At 40.5% G+C, this 17,075-nt stretch carries 19 protein-coding genes; 5 read left to right on the forward strand and 14 right to left on the reverse strand.

Going from position 1 to position 17,075, the window contains the following annotated elements:
• Positions 1 to 426: hypothetical protein (locus D0S24_RS21265; RefSeq protein ID WP_220377795.1), on the forward strand; the 426-nt coding region annotated here is incomplete at its 5' end.
• A 202-nt stretch (positions 427 to 628) separates the two neighbouring features.
• Here D0S24_RS21265 and D0S24_RS18885 read toward each other — a convergent pair.
• Complete coding sequence (locus tag D0S24_RS18885) at positions 629 to 1,315, reverse strand: DUF4294 domain-containing protein (RefSeq protein WP_117021400.1); 687 nt, start codon at positions 1,313 to 1,315, stop codon at positions 629 to 631.
• A gap of 104 nt (positions 1,316 to 1,419) precedes the next feature.
• On the opposite strand from D0S24_RS18885, the gene D0S24_RS18890 reads away from it, so the two are divergent.
• On the forward strand, positions 1,420 to 2,508 hold the full coding sequence (locus D0S24_RS18890) for a M42 family metallopeptidase (protein WP_117021401.1): 1,089 nt from the start codon (positions 1,420 to 1,422) through the stop codon (positions 2,506 to 2,508).
• Positions 2,509 to 2,587: 79 nt separating this feature from the next.
• Positions 2,588 to 3,139 (forward strand): NUDIX domain-containing protein, encoded by a 552-nt coding sequence (locus D0S24_RS18895; RefSeq protein ID WP_309545107.1) that lies wholly within the window; start codon positions 2,588 to 2,590, stop codon positions 3,137 to 3,139.
• Here the strand turns inward: D0S24_RS18895 and hisS are convergent.
• From hisS to rpsF, 5 genes are all read right to left on the reverse strand, one after another.
• Entirely contained in the window at positions 3,134 to 4,510 is a 1,377-nt protein-coding gene (hisS, locus tag D0S24_RS18900) for a histidine--tRNA ligase (protein ID WP_117021402.1), read from the reverse strand. The genes D0S24_RS18895 and hisS overlap by 6 nt on opposite strands.
• A 63-nt stretch (positions 4,511 to 4,573) precedes the next feature.
• Entirely contained in the window at positions 4,574 to 5,044 is a 471-nt protein-coding gene (locus D0S24_RS18905; protein ID WP_117021403.1) for a DUF6495 family protein, read from the reverse strand.
• A 141-nt stretch (positions 5,045 to 5,185) separates the two neighbouring features.
• Entirely contained in the window at positions 5,186 to 5,641 is a 456-nt protein-coding gene (gene rplI / locus D0S24_RS18910) for a 50S ribosomal protein L9 (RefSeq protein ID WP_117021404.1), read from the reverse strand.
• Positions 5,642 to 5,654: 13 nt separating this feature from the next.
• Positions 5,655 to 5,954 (reverse strand): 30S ribosomal protein S18, encoded by a 300-nt coding sequence (gene rpsR / locus D0S24_RS18915; RefSeq protein ID WP_176225701.1) that lies wholly within the window; start codon positions 5,952 to 5,954, stop codon positions 5,655 to 5,657.
• A 2-nt stretch (positions 5,955 to 5,956) separates the two neighbouring features.
• Positions 5,957 to 6,295: a 30S ribosomal protein S6 gene (gene rpsF / locus D0S24_RS18920; protein ID WP_111625095.1), complete on the reverse strand. Its 339-nt coding sequence runs from the start codon at positions 6,293 to 6,295 to the stop codon at positions 5,957 to 5,959.
• 234 nt (positions 6,296 to 6,529) lie between these two features.
• Here rpsF and D0S24_RS18925 point away from each other — a divergent pair, with 234 nt between their 5' ends.
• The gene (locus D0S24_RS18925; protein WP_031444569.1) at positions 6,530 to 7,222 is read left to right on the forward strand and encodes a LytTR family DNA-binding domain-containing protein; all 693 of its coding nucleotides are present in this window, start codon (positions 6,530 to 6,532) and stop codon (positions 7,220 to 7,222) included.
• On the opposite strand, the gene priA is transcribed toward D0S24_RS18925, so the two are convergent.
• The 4 genes from priA to nadC are packed head-to-tail and all read right to left on the reverse strand — an operon-like array spanning position 7,223 to position 11,961.
• Entirely contained in the window at positions 7,223 to 9,679 is a 2,457-nt protein-coding gene (priA, locus tag D0S24_RS18930) for a primosomal protein N' (RefSeq protein ID WP_117021405.1), read from the reverse strand.
• Positions 9,680 to 9,692: 13 nt separating this feature from the next.
• Complete coding sequence (locus tag D0S24_RS18935; protein WP_117021406.1) at positions 9,693 to 10,142, reverse strand: DUF2147 domain-containing protein; 450 nt, start codon at positions 10,140 to 10,142, stop codon at positions 9,693 to 9,695.
• Positions 10,117 to 11,103, reverse strand: a complete 987-nt coding sequence (locus D0S24_RS18940) for a YihY/virulence factor BrkB family protein (RefSeq protein ID WP_117021407.1) — start codon at positions 11,101 to 11,103, stop codon at positions 10,117 to 10,119. Before D0S24_RS18940 ends, D0S24_RS18935 begins: the two co-directional genes overlap by 26 nt.
• Positions 11,104 to 11,961, reverse strand: coding sequence for a carboxylating nicotinate-nucleotide diphosphorylase (gene nadC / locus D0S24_RS18945; RefSeq protein ID WP_117021408.1), 858 nt, complete (start codon positions 11,959 to 11,961; stop codon positions 11,104 to 11,106).
• A gap of 209 nt (positions 11,962 to 12,170) precedes the next feature.
• Between nadC and rlmH the strand changes: the two genes are divergently transcribed.
• Entirely contained in the window at positions 12,171 to 12,644 is a 474-nt protein-coding gene (gene rlmH / locus D0S24_RS18950) for a 23S rRNA (pseudouridine(1915)-N(3))-methyltransferase RlmH (RefSeq protein WP_117021409.1), read from the forward strand.
• 323 nt (positions 12,645 to 12,967) lie between these two features.
• Here the strand turns inward: rlmH and serA are convergent, their stop codons facing one another.
• The 4 genes from serA to D0S24_RS18970 form a co-directional block, all read right to left on the reverse strand.
• Positions 12,968 to 14,860 (reverse strand): phosphoglycerate dehydrogenase, encoded by a 1,893-nt coding sequence (gene serA / locus D0S24_RS18955; protein WP_117021410.1) that lies wholly within the window; start codon positions 14,858 to 14,860, stop codon positions 12,968 to 12,970.
• Positions 14,861 to 15,124: 264 nt separating this feature from the next.
• Entirely contained in the window at positions 15,125 to 15,826 is a 702-nt protein-coding gene (locus D0S24_RS18960) for a DUF3307 domain-containing protein (protein ID WP_117021411.1), read from the reverse strand.
• A complete protein-coding gene (locus tag D0S24_RS18965; protein ID WP_117021412.1) occupies positions 15,823 to 16,434 on the reverse strand; it encodes a SatD family protein in 612 nt (203 codons plus the stop codon). The genes D0S24_RS18960 and D0S24_RS18965 overlap by 4 nt, the downstream gene beginning before the upstream one ends.
• Before the next feature lie 166 nt (positions 16,435 to 16,600).
• Positions 16,601 to 17,053, reverse strand: a complete 453-nt coding sequence (locus D0S24_RS18970; protein ID WP_117021413.1) for an isoprenylcysteine carboxylmethyltransferase family protein — start codon at positions 17,051 to 17,053, stop codon at positions 16,601 to 16,603.
• Positions 17,054 to 17,075: the final 22 nt, after the last annotated feature.

The following is a 17,075-nucleotide window of genomic DNA, read 5'->3' on the forward strand; positions in this document are numbered from 1 at the left end:
AGGCATCTTTCCCGGCCCGTTATCTCGATTTCTTTCTCTGTGCCGCCTCCCCGTTTCCAAGAAGGCGGCACGCTGTCTTTACAATATATCAATGAACTTATTTCTCTGTCTTTCGTTCGCCCTGTCTCCCAAAGCGGCTGCAAATGTACAGCCTTTTTTTTATCCGCCAAGCTTTTTCGAAAAAAAATACCTTTCCTTTTGCCGGCCGATATCAGAAACAGAACCTATGTGAACGTGGCGCCCCGAACGCCCTTTCCGCAAACCCCGGAACTGCTCCGTTGGCGGGGTGCAAATCTACCACCCTTTTTTAAATCCACAAGGATTTTTCAAAACTTTTTTCCCCTTTTTCAAAGCACCACGCACAACCCCCTGTCAACAAGCAACTTGCGCACGGAAAATTCCCCGAAAAAAGGGACAACAATTTAATACTTTTTACCTGAACCGCAAAATAACGGAACGTAAAAATTGACGCCACCCGCGTTAGGCCTGCCCGCCGGAAGGGGGCGCAGCGCCATCCCACGCAGCAAAGCAAAGGATACAGAACAGCACACGGCCAGACAAAAGGAGGGAACGCACAAAATAGTCCTACAAACTTGTATTTACTTCTAAAAACAAGGGATAGCCTATCTTACTCCTTGGACTTGTTCTGATCTTTCCATATATTGGTAAGGGTAGCGTAATCGTATTCTAAAACGGAAGGCTGTCTTTCCAAACTAAAATCGGCAAAGGCCCTTTGAAGAATATCCTCTATAAGATAATCCTCATGCACCTTATCGGGATGGAATTCTTCCTTAATACTTATGCTGAACATTTTGGCGGTAGTATTGTACCAAAAGGCACGCCAGCCACTTCGTAACTCTTTCACCAGATCAAAGGCCGTGACCCCTGTTTGCCTATAGATCAACTTTACCAAAATCTGACCTTCCGTTCGCGTCAGTTTCTTTAGTTCCTCCGAGAATTCGTCTTCAATGAATTTTTGAACCTTGCGCGTAAACCTTCGTTTATGGGAATTCTTTTTTATGTGAGCCAAACTGTCGTTGAGCTCCACCAACCTTTCGGCAGCCAATTTGGCATAGGGATACACCTTCATGGTCTTCCTCCTTAAAATATAATACCTTAACTTATCATTATACGAGGAGAATTTAAGTCTGCCAAATACATAAACCTCATTTAAGGCAATGGAACTTTGGAGAACGGAGTCGCCCTCCATTATAATATACTGCTGGGCCAAGGAATCCAAAGTCTCTTCAGGAACCTGAGCCATCCCCGTAAATCCCATTATCCCTAAAAATATTACCAATAATTTTTTTTCCATTAAATCTTAAAATACAAAAGCCTTGCCAAAATTAATGATAAAGAAAGCAGCTTGCTATTAATTAAAAGTGAATATTGTTAAGTTTGCATTCAAAATATACGTAAATGAGCGCTAAAAAGATTCTTACCAAAAAGTCCATTGATTTTTTAGAAAAATATTTAAATAATCCTTCCCCCACCGGATATGAATGGGAAGGACAAAAATTATGGATGGAGTATTTAAAACCTTATGTAGATACTTTTATCACCGACACTTATGGAACCGCTGTGGGGGTCATAAACCCAGAGGCAGAATACAAGGTGGTCATTGAGGGGCATTCCGATGAAATATCCTGGTACGTAAACTACATTACCGATAACGGCTTGATCTATGTAATCCGCAACGGAGGAAGCGATCATCAGATTGCCCCCTCCAAATGGGTGGATATCCACACTAAAAAAGGCATTGTAAAAGGAATATTTGGATGGCCGGCCATTCACACCAGGGATAGCTCTAAAGAGGAATCCCCTAAATTGGACAACATTTTTATAGACATAGGTGCCAAGGATAAGGCCGAAGTGGAAAAAATTGGGGTGCACGTAGGATGTGTCATTACCTATCCGGACACTTTCCAAATTCTAAATAAGGATAAATTTGTTTGTCGCGCCTTGGACAACCGAGTGGGCGGTTTTATGATCGCGGAAGTAGCCAGGCTACTGAAGGAAAATAAAAAGACCCTTCCGTTTGGTCTTTATATTACCAATTCAGTGCAGGAAGAAATTGGACTTAAGGGAGCTGAAATGATCACCCATAGAATAAAGCCGAACGTTGCCATTATTACCGATGTCTGCCACGACACCACAACCCCTATGATCGAGAAAAAGAAACAGGGCCATACCGAAATTGGCGCAGGACCAGTAATCTCCTATGCCCCAGCTGTACAAAACAAACTTCGGGAACGTATTATTGAAACTGCCCAAACCAGCAAGATCCCATTTCAACGGATGGCCGCTTCCAGATATACAGGCACCGATACGGATGCCTTTGCCTATAGCAATGGCGGAGTGGCTTCTGCCCTGATCTCACTGCCACTTAGATACATGCACACCACCGTGGAAACGGTTCATAAGGACGATGTTGAAAACGTAATTAGACTTATCTACGAAACCCTTCTGAACATCAGGAAAGGTGAAACTTTTAGTTATTTTGAATAATACCGATCCAATCCTCCCTCCGGGGAGGATTTTTTTCGTTTTATAATTGAACAATTGTTACTCAAATAATTTTGCATGGATGATGGATGAATTAATAGATGTATTGGATGCCAACGGGAATTACACCGGCAAATCCATCATGAAATCGGAGGCACATAAAAAGGGGGTTTTTCACCCAAGTATCCATGTTTGGCTTTACACCAAAAACGGAGAAATACTTATTCAACAACGTGCCAAAAACAAAGACACCCATCCGGGACTTTGGGATGTTTCCGTAGCCGGACATATAGGCGCCGGCGAGGATGTAGTCCATTCTGCCATCCGGGAAGTAAAGGAAGAGATTGGACTTGAGATCACAAGTAAGGACCTGCACAAAATAGGGGTATTCAAATACAGCCACCAACACCAGGAAGATTTATTGGACCGTGAGTTCCACCATACCTTTTTATGCGAACTAAAGATGCCTTTGGCCACACTTGAAATGCAGGAAAGCGAAGTGGCCGATCTTAGCCTGATTTCAATGCATACCTTCCAAAACGAACTGGAAAGCAAAACACATTCCAAAAAATACGTCCCTTACGATAGGGATTATTATGAAGCCGTATTTAAGGCCATTAAGAAAAAGCTATAAATTTTTCAAAAACGCTTCCGGTCTATCCATACTGTAGGTTTCCTGTCCTCCATTCACCATATCCTTGACCACAAAGGAATTGTTGTTCATTTCCTGTTCCCCTATCAACACCACATAGGGAACTTTCCTATTATTGGCATATTTCATTTGCTTCTGCATCTTGGCACTAGAAGGATAAAGGTCACATTTTACACCTGCCCTTCTTAATTTATTTATTAGCCTTAAAGAAGTTAATGCTTCCTTGTCCCCAAAGTTCACACAGAGTACCTGTAAGGATCGGTCTATAGCTTCCGGAAACAGTCCCAACTCTTCCAGCACCAAATAAATACGGTCAAGACCAAAGGATATTCCTACCCCGCTAACATTTTGAAGTCCAAAAATACCGGTAAGATCGTCGTAGCGACCCCCTCCACCAATAGAACCCATGCTTACCCCTTCCGGAGCGGCCACCTCAAATATGGCCCCGGTGTAGTAATTAAGCCCCCTTGCCAAAGTAACGTCCAATTTTAAATTTGCGGAATGTAGCCCTAATTCTTCCAAGGTTTCAATGATAAACCTTAGCTCCCCTACCCCTTTGCTCCCTTCCTCGGAATTCTTCAGCAGATCGTTTAAAACCGAAAGCTGTTCCAAGTTAGTGCCCTTGAGAGCGAACAAGGGGGCCGCTTTCTTAATTGCCGCCTCGGAGATATTCTTTTCCCTCATTTCTTTGGAAACGCCATCGATCCCTATTTTATCCAGCTTATCCAGGGCCACGGTAAAGTCGATCAGTTTATCGCGTTCCCCGATTACCTCGGCAATCCCGGCCAATATCTTCCTATTGTTGAGCTTAATGGTTACCCCTTCCAACTTCAGATCTGAAAAAACGGCATCGTACAGCTGCACCAATTCCACTTCCTGCAATAGTGAATCCGACCCCACTACATCGGCATCGCACTGAAAAAATTCGCGAAAACGCCCTTTTTGGGGCCTGTCTGCGCGCCAGACGGGCTGAATCTGATATCTTTTAAACGGGAAATCGATTTCGTTTTGGTGCATTACTACGTAACGGGCAAAGGGCACAGTAAGATCATAGCGAAGGGCTTTTTCCGAAATCTTTGAAGTTAAGGCAGTAGAGTCCTTAGTAGAGTACAAATCATCATCCACCTTATTCAAAAAATCCCCGGAATTAAGGATTTTAAAGATGAGTCGGTCCCCTTCATCGCCATACTTCCCCATTAGGGTCTCCGAATTTTCAAAGGACGGGGTTTCTATGGGTTGAAAACCGTAGGTCTGAAAATGCTTTTTTACCACATCAAAAATATAATTGCGCTTATGGATCTCTGAGGGGGAAAAATCCCTGGTCCCTTTTGGTATGGATGGTTTTTGTGCCATTTTTTTTATTGTGTTGTAAATATAGTGGATTGTAGAATTTTGCCGGTGCCGGAACCATTAAAATTAACCTATAAGGTTATCGAACCATTGGTACAGTTCCCCTTTGGTAATTGCGCCCCCCTGCCTTATCAAATTAAACTTATCCAGGTTTTTATCCGCAGAATACGCCTTGGAGGCCGTTAAATATTCCACAAAATCCGATTGGTAGTTTTTTCTGAACCAGGAAAAGCCCTCTTTGGTACCAAGATCAATGTCCGGGTTCATCACTTTTACCGAAATCAGCTTCATCTCTTTTTCCTGTAGATGGAACAAATGCATTTGTTGGGCGGAAATATTTTCCAGAAACTGTACTTTGGACAATACGCCCTCCCAAATTAAATCGCTAAATACATCCAGTTCCTCTTCCGCTACCTCCGGTTTTTCCTTCTTCAACTTTTCCCATTCTTCACCGGTGATGGACTGTGTAGCCAAAAAGTTGATAAACTCTTGGTGCAACTCCTCCAATTGTTCTCTTGTTAGTCTTGTATATTTCATTTCGCCACTAAATTTCGAAAACGTCCTACCCTTGAAACCAAGGCGGACCTATGAAACAATTGTTTTGCTGTAAATTTTAAGGTAATTAACATAAAAAAGGCCACATAAATGCGGCCTTCTGTATTACTAAACCGGGTAATATTACCCTTTTGCCTCTGCAACCACTTCAAATGCAAAATCGAATACCACATCCCTGTGCAATCGTATTTGGGCATTGTAAGGACCTGTCCTTTTAATGGCACCACCTTGAATGGCAATATATTTCCTATCAAGGGAATGTCCGGCCTTTTCCAAAGCATCTGCCAAATCTATATTGGTGATAGATCCGAACAATTTATCCCCAGCTCCGGCCTTGGCGGTCAATTTAATTTCCAATTGCTTAATGGCTTCCGCAGTTTTATTGGCAGCATCAACAATCTTCTTCTCTTTATGTGCCCTTTGCTTTAAATTTTCAGCCAATACTTTTTTGGCTGATGGCGTAGCAAGAGAGGCCAATCCTCTAGGGATCAGGTAATTTCTACCAAAACCATTCTTTACGTTCACCAAATCATCTTTAAAACCTAGGTTTTGTACGTCTTCCTTTAATATAAGTTCCATCGTCCGTTTCTTTTTATTTTAATAAATCGCCTACATAGGGCATTAAAGCTAAATGACGCGCTCTTTTTACGGCAACGGCCACTTTGCGCTGATATTTCAAGGAAGTACCCGTAAGTCTTCTAGGAAGCAATTTACCTTGCTCGTTTACCAACTTTATTAAAAAATCAGGATCTTTGTAATCTACATATTTAATACCTGACTTTTTGAAACGACAATATTTCTTTTGAGTATTGGTCTCTATATTAAGAGGGGTAAGATACCTGATCTCCCCATCTTTTTTACCTTTTGCCTGTTGTTCTATTGATGCCATAATCCTTATGCTTTAGCTTTTAACTTTGTTCTTCTTCTCTCTGCCCATGATACGGCGTGCTTATCTAATTTTACGGTCAAAAAGCGCATAATCCGTTCGTCCCTTCTGAATTCCAATTCGTAAGGGGCAACCACGTCGCCTTCTGCCGTAAACTCGAACAAATGGTAAAAACCACTTTTCTTGTGTTGGATAGGGTAGGCCAATTTCTTTAGCCCCCAGTTTTCTTTGGCTACCATCTTGGCACCTCTGTTAATTAAGAAATCCTCAAATTTCTTAACTGTTTCCTCTATCTGAACATCAGATAGAACGGGATTTAAAATGAAAACAGTTTCGTAATTGTTCATATGTTTAAAATTTTTTAAGTGTGCAAAAGTAATTATTTTTTATACATATCACAAGAAAATGAAAAAATCTTCGTTATACCTAGAGAAAACATAAGATTGAACTTAACCAAAAACATTTAAACTATGGTCATTGCCATTTACACAACAATTACTGCAATGTTTACAACTTTTGTTGTACATCAACGTGATTTTTAAGTACTTTGTCGATGATTTAACCCCACAAATCAACCATTTATGAAATTAAGAAGCATTATCGTGGACGACTCGTCCATGCAGCGGATGGCAGTTGCCAAACTGGTAAATAACCATCCGAATCTGGCTTTGGTAGCTGAGTACAGTAATGCCATTGAGGCCAAGAACGGCATCAAAAACAATGAAATCGATTTAATTTTCCTAGATGTAGAGATGCCCATTATCACCGGATTCGACCTATTGGAATCCCTAGATAACAGTCCACAGGTAATATTGATCACCGGAAAACCGGATTACGCCCTTAAGGCATTTGATTACGATGTAACGGATTACCTTCACAAACCTATCACCTTGTCACGTTTTGATGCTTCCGTTAAACGGGCCGTAGCCAAATATGAACAGATCAATAAGGTAACGGAGGACGAAGAACATATCTTTGTCAAGAGCAACCTGAAAAAAAGAAAGGTTATTTTGAACGAGATAAAATGGATCGAAGCTTTGGGCGACTACATAAAACTAGTTACGGATGAGGCCAATATCGTAATTTTATCAACAATGAAATCTTTTGAAAAACAGTTGCCGGAAGATAAGTTTTTGAGAATCCACAAATCCTATATTGTCAATTTGGAGAAAGTAGAGAAGTTTAATAGTAAAAATGTAGAAGTTAGTGGAAAACAAATACCTCTAAGTAGAAATAAGAAAACGGAATTGGCAGAGGCTCTGAATAATTTTTAATTATATGTGGTCTACATTGTAGATAACCCTAACGCCTCTGTAATAAGAAATGGCATTAAAGGATTTTTCAATTCTTTTAATGCTATTTTTTGTTTTCACCAAAGAGTAATTCCCCCCAATCTTTACCATAACGTTCTTGATGTATTGATTTCGAATTCTTGCCACGGGCGGATATTCGGGTCCCAATACGTTTTCCCTAAAACTATTTCTCAACGATTTGGCAAACCATTCTGCAGCATCGTTAAGTTTATTGTAATCCTTGTGCTTAAACGTAATTTTGATAATTCTGTTTATAGGAGGATATTTATACTGTTCCCTTTCATATATCTGTTCCTGGAACATTCCGTTATAATCACCGGTGGTCACCTGCTGCAATATCCTATGGTCGGGATTATAACTTTGAATAATTACCTTGCCCCTCTTCTTGGTTCTCCCTGCCCTGCCCGCCACTTGGGTAAGCAATTGAAAACTTCTTTCATGGGCCCTAAAATCCGGGAAATTCAACAGGGAATCCGCGTTCATTATTCCTACCAGGTTTACATTCCTAAAATCGAGTCCCTTGGTCAGCATTTGGGTACCCACTAGAATATCCAATTCCTGTTGCTCAAAGGAAGTAATGATCTTTTCGTAACCGTGCTTGCCCCTGGTGGTATCCAGATCCATTCTCCCCACATTGGCTTTTGGGAACAATGTATTCAGCTCCTGTTCCACCTGTTCCGTACCGAAACCCTTGGTATCCAAAGTGGCTTTTCCACAGGCCTGGCAAGTTTCCTGAAGGGCTATATGATAGCTGCAATAATGGCACCGCAATTGTTTTCTAAGCTGATGGTAGGTTAGGCTTACATCGCAATTTGGACATTGGGGGGCATGCCCGCAGGTGGTACATTCCATAATGGGCGCAAACCCGCGTCTATTTTGAAAGAGAATTACCTGCTCCCCGTTCTCCAATGTCGTTGTAATTTCCTCCAGAAGTCGCTCCGAAAAATGCCCTTTCATCCTTTTCTTTCGGGACTGCTCCTTTATATCTACCAATTCCATATCCGGCATAAGCACATTCCCATATCTTCTTTCTATATGGGCATATCCGTACTTGCCAACCTTTACATTGTAAAAGCTTTCCACGCTTGGCGTGGCAGATCCCAAGAGAATATCGCTACCGTGCAAATTGCCCAAAACAATGGCGGCGTCCCGGGCATGATATCTGGGTGCGGGGTCATATTGTTTAAAAGAGCTTTCATGTTCCTCGTCCACAATAACCAATCCCAAATCCTTAAAGGGCAAAAATAAAGCGGACCTAGCCCCTATGACTATCTGCGCAACCGGCTTATTTTCCAGAACATTGTTCCAGACCTCTACCCTTTCCTGAACATTGTACTTGGAATGATACACCGCCACTTTTTCACCAAAGTAGGCCTGTAATCTGGAAATCAACTGGGTAGTAAGGGCAATTTCGGGAAGTAAATATAGTGCTTGCCTTCCCTGGCTTAAATATTCTTCGATCAGCTTAACATAGACCTCTGTTTTCCCTGAAGAGGTGACCCCATGCAAAAGTACTACCTTGTTATCTTTGAACGACTTTTTGATGTCCCCGAAAGCGGCCTTTTGATAGTCGTTCAAGGATTTTAAGGTTTCTGTTTCCCCATCTTCTTCATACACCACCCGATCGGTCCTAATAAATTCTACTTCCAATACACCCTTATCTATCAACGTCTTGATTATGGAACCGGAACTATTACTGGCCTTTTCCAAATCACCTACTTTTACAGGCTTTTTTGTTACAGCCTGTATTTGAAACAAGGACAATACCACCTGGCTCTGTTTAGGGGCCCTGGACAAACCGTTCAATAAGACCTCCAAATGCTCTTCCGACCTATATTTTTTTCCTAGTTGGACATATCGTACCAATTTGGGTTTATATTGCTCGTACACCTCCTCCTTGAGAAAAATGAGATTCTTTTGTAGCAACCTATTTAAAACCGGGATGATATTCTTTTTGTCCAGAATATCGCTTATTTCCCGGACCCTAAGTATTGATTGATGCTGTAAGGCCTCATAAACCATAAATTCATCATCCAGCAAATCGTTTTCCTCTATATGCGCCCTATCGTTCCTCAGAATCAAGGTTTCACTTTCCAAAAGCAGTGCACTGGGTACGGCAGCGCGAAAGACCTCCCCAATGGAACACATATAATATTGGGCCAACCAATGCCAGAACTTTAGTTGGATATTGGTTACAAGGGGAAAATCATCCAAAATTTGATCGATTTCCTTTGCTTCGTAAACTGTGGGTGCCGTGTTGTGGATTTCGAATACTAGGGCCGTATAAATTTTTGACTTTCCGAAGGGGACAGCAACCCTCATTCCCGGACTTAGCACTTTCGCCTCTTCCTTTGTAACCTTATAGGTAAAGAGTTTTTCTAAAGGAATGGGTAAAATAACATTGATAAAATCCTGCATATTCCCCAAAGTTCTATCCTTCCACCCTTATCCACGTCTGTGTGCGGTAGATGAAAGCCAAATATCCCCTTACCTTTAGCTCATCGGGGTTATCGGGATTTAGCCATAATTTACACCTAAAGGTCATGGCCTGTTCCGGATCGAACAGGGTTTTGCCCTTCCATTCCCCATTGCCAACGTGTTCTACATCCTCAATTATTTTCATCCCCAATATGGGCCGGTTCTTCTTGTCTCCCTCACATTTTCCGCAAACGGCATTTTCCTTTCCTTCTTCCAAGATCTTCACAACATGGCCGTGCATAAGTCCATCTTCCTCATAGATCCTGATAATGGCCTTGGGGTTACCTGTCCTGTCATCTATGGTCTTCCATTTTCCGAAGATGCTCTGTGCTTGGGCGGACATGGAAAAAAGTATGCAAACACTCCAAATGGCCCATCTATTCCTTTCTATCCTGTTTTTCATATTTTTTCCTTAAAGAATTTAACGAGGCATTCAGCTCAAACCCCAGTAGCAAGATATTGGAATTTAACCAAATAAATACCAATAATATCAACAAACCTCCCAATGCCCCATATAATTCATTGTATCGGGCAAATTTTTCAACATATACCCCGAACAAATAGGAAGTAAGGATAAATAGCAAGGTAGTCATCAAGGCCCCGGCGGAAAAAAACTTGGCCTGCCTTCCCTCCTTGGTTCCAAAATAGTATAGAATGGCCGTTATAAAATAAGCCAACATACCCAAAAACAAAAACTTGCCCCATTGCACCAAAATAAGCTGACTTTCATCCACCTCCAACTCTACTCCCCTATGCGTTATATCATATAATCCGATAAGCACATATGCCTCGAAATAAACAAAAATGACGGCTCCCAATAAAAGCAGTACGGACAGCATCAACCCTACCATAAGGGCATATACATATTGTTTAAACATGCTGCGGTTGAGATTTACATGGTAGGAATTTTCAAATCCTACAAAAATTGCATTCACCCCATTGGCCATTAAAAAAATGGAGGTTATAAATGCAATGGCGGAGGAAAGGACATCACCTCTTTCCTGCTCACTGATCTGCAAATAAATTTGACTGAAATAATCGCCCGTTGCCCTTGGCAAAAACGATTCCAAGAAAATTAGGAATTCGGTGTCAAAGTTGGAATTCCCAACAGAAACATAGGGAATAATGAAAGGGATTAGGGTAACCAAAAATATCAACAATGGAAATAGTGCCAAGAACAGACTAAAGGAAATAGAACTGGCCCTTGTTGACAGGGCCCCTTTTACAATTCCCATAACATACATCTCCATAAGGTCATAAAAGGAAAGGCCCTCAAAAGCGGGCAACTTAATTTTTTTCATTAGTCCCACAACCCAACTTACTATGGGGATCCCCTCCAGTTTGCTTTCTATTTCCTGGGACATTTACACGGCTTTGAGACTAAGGTCCATATTGTATATAGAATGTGTCAAGGCTCCCGAAGAGATGAAATTTACCCCACATTCCGCATATTTACGTACGGTTTCCCCATTAATTCCACCTGAAGATTCTGTAAGGCACTTATCCCCTATCATTTTTACCGCTTTCCGGGTATCCTCAAAACTGAAGTTATCCAGTAAAATTCTATATATTCCTTGGGCCTGCAGAATAACCTCTACTTCTTTCAGGTTCCTAGCTTCCACGATAATTCTCAAATCCAATTTTTTATCGGCCAAATATTGTTGCGTTTTTTCAATTGCCTTTGTGATACCCCCGGCAAAATCGATATGGTTGTCCTTGAGCATAACCATATCGTATAGGGCAAATCTATGGTTTTCACCTCCACCTATCTTTACCGCCCATTTTTCCAAAGCCCTTATTCCAGGGGTTGTTTTACGGGTATCCAAAATCTTGGTATTCGTACCCTCCAAAAGTTTTACAAAATAATTGGTCTTGGTGGCAATGGCACTCATTCGCTGCATTCCGTTAAGTACCAATCTCTCTGCCATTAAAATACTTTGGGAACTTCCCGAAACATAAAAAACGATATCCCCAAACTTCACGGGGGTCCCGTCCTTGATCAACTCTTCCACTACCAAGCTGCCATCCACGTATTGGAAAACTTTTTTGGCAAAATCCACTCCGGCAATAATACCATGGTCCTTGACCAAAAGCTTGGCCTTTCCGGTTGCATTAGCGGGAATACATGCCAATGAACTATGGTCTCCATCGCCCACATCTTCCCTTATTGCATTCTTTATAATTAAATCGAGTTCCTCCCTAAATTGCCCTTCCGATATCATGTACTATTTTTTCTACGCTAATTTACTAAAATGTTTGTGCAATTCCTCCTAGGTTAATTCAATCCATACCCAAATGCCCAAAATAAAGTTGACCAATAGGAAAACTTTAAAAAACTGCCGTAAATAAAACCAGGGCAATTGGCAGAATTACCGTATTATCCCCGGCGGCTTCCTTTTGCAATTTAAAATTTACACATTACATTTGCCCCATGACCATAAAACTTTTAGTACTAGGAAAAACGGACAGTTCCCACTTAAGCCGATTAATCGAGGAATATCAGAATAGGTTAAAACACTATATCAAATTTGAATTGGAAATAATCCCCGACCTGAAGAATACCAAAAATCTATCCGAAAACCTACAAAAGGAAAAAGAGGGGGTCGCCATACTCAACAAACTGAACGCAACGGACGTACTTGTACTTCTGGATGAAAACGGGAAACAGAAAACTTCCGTTGAATTCTCGGAATACCTACAAAAAAACATGAACTCGGGCCTTAAACAACTCGTATTTGTTATTGGTGGCCCTTACGGGTTTAGTGATGCGGTATATCAAAAAAGTCAAGGTAAGATCAGTTTATCAAAAATGACCTTTTCGCACCAAATGGTAAGACTGTTTATGGTAGAACAATTGTATCGGGCATTTACCATTTTGAGAAATGAACCCTACCATCATCAATAGCAATAAGCGATTATAAATGAGGAGGTCCCCCATTTATAGTACATGACAAAATTTAATTTCGCAAGATTTTCCTCAATTTTTTACCCAGACCCTAAAGGGAGAAATCAAGGGAAATCAGGCTCCCTTTAGGGTTTGGGGTAAAACGGATTTTACGAGAAACCTTGTTAAAACGATTTTTGTCATGTACTTTCCCATCAATTTTAAGTTTACCCCCTTCCTATAACCGCTAAAGGTTCCGTTTCCAGAATTTGCTTCCAAAAAAAATAAAAAACTGCCTAAAATTAAATTCCAGACAGTCCTTAGTCCTTATTAGCAGGTTTGCCCTAATATAAAACCCTGAATTTAATTGTATTATCTATCTTTTTTAACGCCTTTAGAACATCCTTGTTATACTCTTTGTCCAAATCGGAAATTACATAACCCACTTCGTTATCCGTGGAAAGATACTGTCCTGAAATATTCATATCAAAACGGGCCAAAACTTCGTTGATCTTCGCCATAACCCCCGGAACATTTTTGTGAATATGTAAAAAACGATGTGCATTATTCTGTTTGGGCAGTCTAATATTTGGAAAGTTTACGGCGTCTACCGTATTCCCTGAATTAATATAATCCATTATTTTATTGGGAACAAAATCTGCAATATCGCGCTGTGCTTCTTCGGTACTACCTCCAATATGGGGAGTTAGAATAACGTTTTCCAAGCCTTTAAGCTCTGTTAAAAACTCACCGTTACTTCTAGGTTCCTCCGGAAATACATCTATTGCTGCTCCTGCAATTTTTCCACTTTTCAGGGCATTGGCCAAAGCTTCTATGTCCACCACAAAACCTCTGGACAGATTTATGAACAGGGCACCATCCTTCATTTGGTTAATTTCCCTTTCCCCTATAAAATTCTTATTGGCCTTATTATCGTCTATATGGAGGGTCACCACATCGGAAACATTTAACAAATCCTCCAAGGTACTGCATTTGGTAGCATTGCCCAAAGCCAATTGGTCCCCTACATCGTAATAATAGACGCGCATCCCCAGAGCCTCGGCCAATACCGACAATTGTTTTCCAATATTGCCATAACCAACAATACCCAGGTTTTTACCACGCACCTCTTTTGAATTGGCAGCGGTTTTATTCCATTGACCGGCGTGGATCTCTGTACTACGAGGGAAAATACTCCTCATTAACATGATGATCTCACCAATGGCCAGTTCCACAACAGAGCGCGTATTGCTATAAGGGGCATTGAAAACCACTACTCCCTTCTTCTTACAGGCCTCCAGGTCTATTTGGGTAGTACCTATACAAAAGGCGCCGACCACCATTAATTTGTCCGCCGCGGCCAATACATTTTTGGTGACCTGGGTCTTGGAACGTATCCCTAGGACATGTACTCCTTTAATTTTTTCTATCAGCTCTTCTTCCGTTAAACTATGTTTTAACAGTTCTACGGAAAATCCTTCTTCGGAAAGGGTATCGAAAGCATTTTGATGGACATTTTCCAGTAATAAAATCTTAATTCTATTCTTTGGGTACGATATTTTTCTTGGCAAGTTGTTCACAAATAAAAATTCATCTAAATTAGGTGTAATATAGTCTGCGTTTCTCGCAGCCTTTTCTCTATGCACATTCTCGGTATAGGCAAAAAATTTATCCGCAATACCGGCTTCGCGCATTACATAATCACTATAACCGTCTCCTATTACCTGTACTTCCCCTTGTAAATCCAAGTTTTTTAAACAGGCAATTTTTCCATTGTGGGAGGCCAATACGTTTTCCTCGTCAAATCCTATTATTCTTCCGTTTTCGTCGAATCTAAATGTATTGGCATACACCCTATCCGCAGGAATGTTGTATTCGGCGACTATGGGGTCTATAAACTCTTTAAAACCACAGGAAATCACATAAATATCATCGGAATAATTATGAAAAAATTCCTTGTTGGACGCTATGGATTTGGATATCTTTTGGCGAAGCAATTGTACCAAATTTTCCAAATCGTCCCTGTGCGCATTTAATAGATTGATCCTTTTTTCCAAGGACTGGGTAAAGGAAATATCACCATCAATGCCCAAATTGGTTATTCTTTGGATTTCCCGTATTATATCTTCCTTATCCGACCTTCCGTTAAGCGTGATTTCCGCCAAAACATCCAGTGCCTCTACCCTAGTAAGGGTACTATCAAAATCAAATACATATTTTCTGCCTACCGCAACCATTGAATCTGAATTTTAAGGGGCAAAAGTATGAATTAATTTTGTCCAACTCCCTATTATAGCTAAGAAAAGTAATCGATACTTGATTTTTGCCGGTTTATATAAGAAAATGATTTTTTAGCCCAACCAAAATTAAGAAATCGATAAAATTTTTCCATTGCCTATTCTTTTGGCCAATTTTAAAATCTATGAATTATCACTACTCAAGTTAAAAGGATAGGGGACAGATAAGATCTACCGATGTTCTTGCAATGGCCCAATACACCTTTAGCGAACCCCAAGATAAAACAATCCGGTCAGGATGGCCAATCCAAAACTCAGTAATGTACCTATTAATATGTACTCCGTGAGTTTTCTTGAGTTACTTTCCTTTAGATCATTGAACCTAAAAACAGATTTGGCGGTAATCAACAAACCAATGGCCTCCCATCTACCTAAAATTATAAAGATCAATACAAACAACCGCTCTATAATCCCAATATACTTCCCCGCATTGGGAAGGGATTTATGGTCCAATTCTATTCTGTGCGACATCCCTTCCAATAATTTGGCCATAATTATGGATGATGGGTAACTTACAAATACCACGGCAGTAACCAAGGGCCAATTCATGCCCTGAATAAGACCCACCGTATGCCCTATTAAATCGGAATTAAAGGCACAGCAATACAAAACAACCAAATGCAATACTTGGTCTACAAAGAAAGGAATGGCCTTATTCTTAAAATAAGGGTTGGTATATATTTTTGACAAATCGATGACATAATGGGAAAGTGCAATAATAATTGCCCACCACCATAATTCCATGTCCCAAAGGAATAGCATAATAAGTCCAAAATGAATCAATATATGGAAATACAGGTATTTGGACGCTATTTTGTTGGCCTCTTTGTGCACCACCCATTTTACGGGTTGTAACAAAAAATCCCCCAAAAGGTGGGCCAGCAACAGCTTGGTAAACAATATCATTCCTTAATGTTTTTTAAATTTTCATCGTAATATGCCAGCAAACCCAACACCAAATCCATCCTGGCCCGCTTCAATCGTTGACTTACTGCCGATTGTCTTATCTTTAATTGGTCCGCAACCTCCTGTTGGGATGCGTTTGGCTTTTCTAGGGCCAAACTTACCATTTGTGCCGAAACCGTAGACCAATCGTCCATAAAATTCAATGCAAGCTTCAACATGAGGTTAAAAGTGTCATCCTTTTCGTCATCGCCCGTAATTATGGCCAAATTAAGCTTTTGTTCTTTTAGGGTTTCAAAAATTCTACCGGAACGTTGGTAGGCCTTCCCGTTGGACTGACTTACACTACTGCCCACAAACGTTTCGGATCCCAGGCCTATTCCCATTCGTACATCCAAGTTCTTGATAGATTTAATGAGGGCCTTGATCTGGATCGCCATAGGCAAGGCTTTTCTCGGAGTAGTCCTTATTTGAAATTCATCCCCTCTATAAATCTCCCAGTCATGGGGCGTTTTCCCCTGACGGCCAAGATATTTTTTTAGAATTTCCATCCATTCCGAGGCTGCATAGCGGTCAGAATTAATGATATCCCCTGTAATTATAGCTATCATATATAAGTTAAAATGCTAATATACTAAAATATAATCTAAAATGCTAATAATTAAATTTATAAGTTAAAAAGATTATAATAAATGAACTCATCCAAACTTTTTGATTGAAGCGAACCTGGTCAGGCCGGTTTCAGCCAATTGGAAAAAGTTTAGCTGAATTCAATAATTAAAACCAACGACGAACGATTACGCAATACTTTTGATACTCCTTCCCGAAAATATTCGTCAATACTTCCTCCTCGGGTAAAATCTGAAAGGTGTTCATATAATACACAAATCCAGCTGCCAATAGCGTATTAAAGGCATTTCCCAGATACAGTCCCCAGCTCAAAAGCAGTAGTAACAATGCCAAATACATAGGGTTTCTGGAGTATTGATAAAGACCACTGGTAACCAATGTTGACACTTTGGAAGGGCTAAGTGGGTCTATACTGGTTTTTGAACCAAAAAATTGAAACAGGGAAACAGCCCCAATTAATAATGCCAAAAACAAAAGCAAATACATTAAATAATCCCTTCCAAAAAAATCAAAATAGCCAACTGGTAAATAGGTAGCCAATAGATACATAAATAACCCAAAAATTAAAGCAATGATAAGGGGCGGGATTTTTAACCTCATAGATATGGAATAAAATGATAAA

The sequence above is a fragment of the Arenibacter sp. P308M17 genome (assembly GCF_003426735.1).
Lineage (GTDB): Bacteria > Bacteroidota > Bacteroidia > Flavobacteriales > Flavobacteriaceae > Arenibacter.

Excerpts from the sequence above, each read along its gene's own strand:
- D0S24_RS18885 (WP_117021400.1), bottom strand. The coding sequence starts at position 1,315 with ATGGAAAAAAAATTATTGGTAATATTTTTAGGGATAATGGGATTTACG.
- D0S24_RS18890 (WP_117021401.1), top strand. The coding sequence starts at position 1,420 with ATGAGCGCTAAAAAGATTCTTACCAAAAAGTCCATTGATTTTTTAGAA.
- D0S24_RS18895 (WP_309545107.1), top strand. The coding sequence starts at position 2,588 with ATGATGGATGAATTAATAGATGTATTGGATGCCAACGGGAATTACACC.
- hisS (WP_117021402.1), bottom strand. The coding sequence starts at position 4,510 with ATGGCACAAAAACCATCCATACCAAAAGGGACCAGGGATTTTTCCCCC.
- D0S24_RS18905 (WP_117021403.1), bottom strand. The coding sequence starts at position 5,044 with ATGAAATATACAAGACTAACAAGAGAACAATTGGAGGAGTTGCACCAA.
- rplI (WP_117021404.1), bottom strand. The coding sequence starts at position 5,641 with ATGGAACTTATATTAAAGGAAGACGTACAAAACCTAGGTTTTAAAGAT.
- rpsF (WP_111625095.1), bottom strand. The coding sequence starts at position 6,295 with ATGAACAATTACGAAACTGTTTTCATTTTAAATCCCGTTCTATCTGAT.
- D0S24_RS18925 (WP_031444569.1), top strand. The coding sequence starts at position 6,530 with ATGAAATTAAGAAGCATTATCGTGGACGACTCGTCCATGCAGCGGATG.
- priA (WP_117021405.1), bottom strand. The coding sequence starts at position 9,679 with ATGCAGGATTTTATCAATGTTATTTTACCCATTCCTTTAGAAAAACTC.
- D0S24_RS18935 (WP_117021406.1), bottom strand. The coding sequence starts at position 10,142 with ATGAAAAACAGGATAGAAAGGAATAGATGGGCCATTTGGAGTGTTTGC.
- D0S24_RS18940 (WP_117021407.1), bottom strand. The coding sequence starts at position 11,103 with ATGTCCCAGGAAATAGAAAGCAAACTGGAGGGGATCCCCATAGTAAGT.
- nadC (WP_117021408.1), bottom strand. The coding sequence starts at position 11,961 with ATGATATCGGAAGGGCAATTTAGGGAGGAACTCGATTTAATTATAAAG.
- rlmH (WP_117021409.1), top strand. The coding sequence starts at position 12,171 with ATGACCATAAAACTTTTAGTACTAGGAAAAACGGACAGTTCCCACTTA.
- serA (WP_117021410.1), bottom strand. The coding sequence starts at position 14,860 with ATGGTTGCGGTAGGCAGAAAATATGTATTTGATTTTGATAGTACCCTT.
- D0S24_RS18960 (WP_117021411.1), bottom strand. The coding sequence starts at position 15,826 with ATGATATTGTTTACCAAGCTGTTGCTGGCCCACCTTTTGGGGGATTTT.
- D0S24_RS18965 (WP_117021412.1), bottom strand. The coding sequence starts at position 16,434 with ATGATAGCTATAATTACAGGGGATATCATTAATTCTGACCGCTATGCA.
- D0S24_RS18970 (WP_117021413.1), bottom strand. The coding sequence starts at position 17,053 with ATGAGGTTAAAAATCCCGCCCCTTATCATTGCTTTAATTTTTGGGTTA.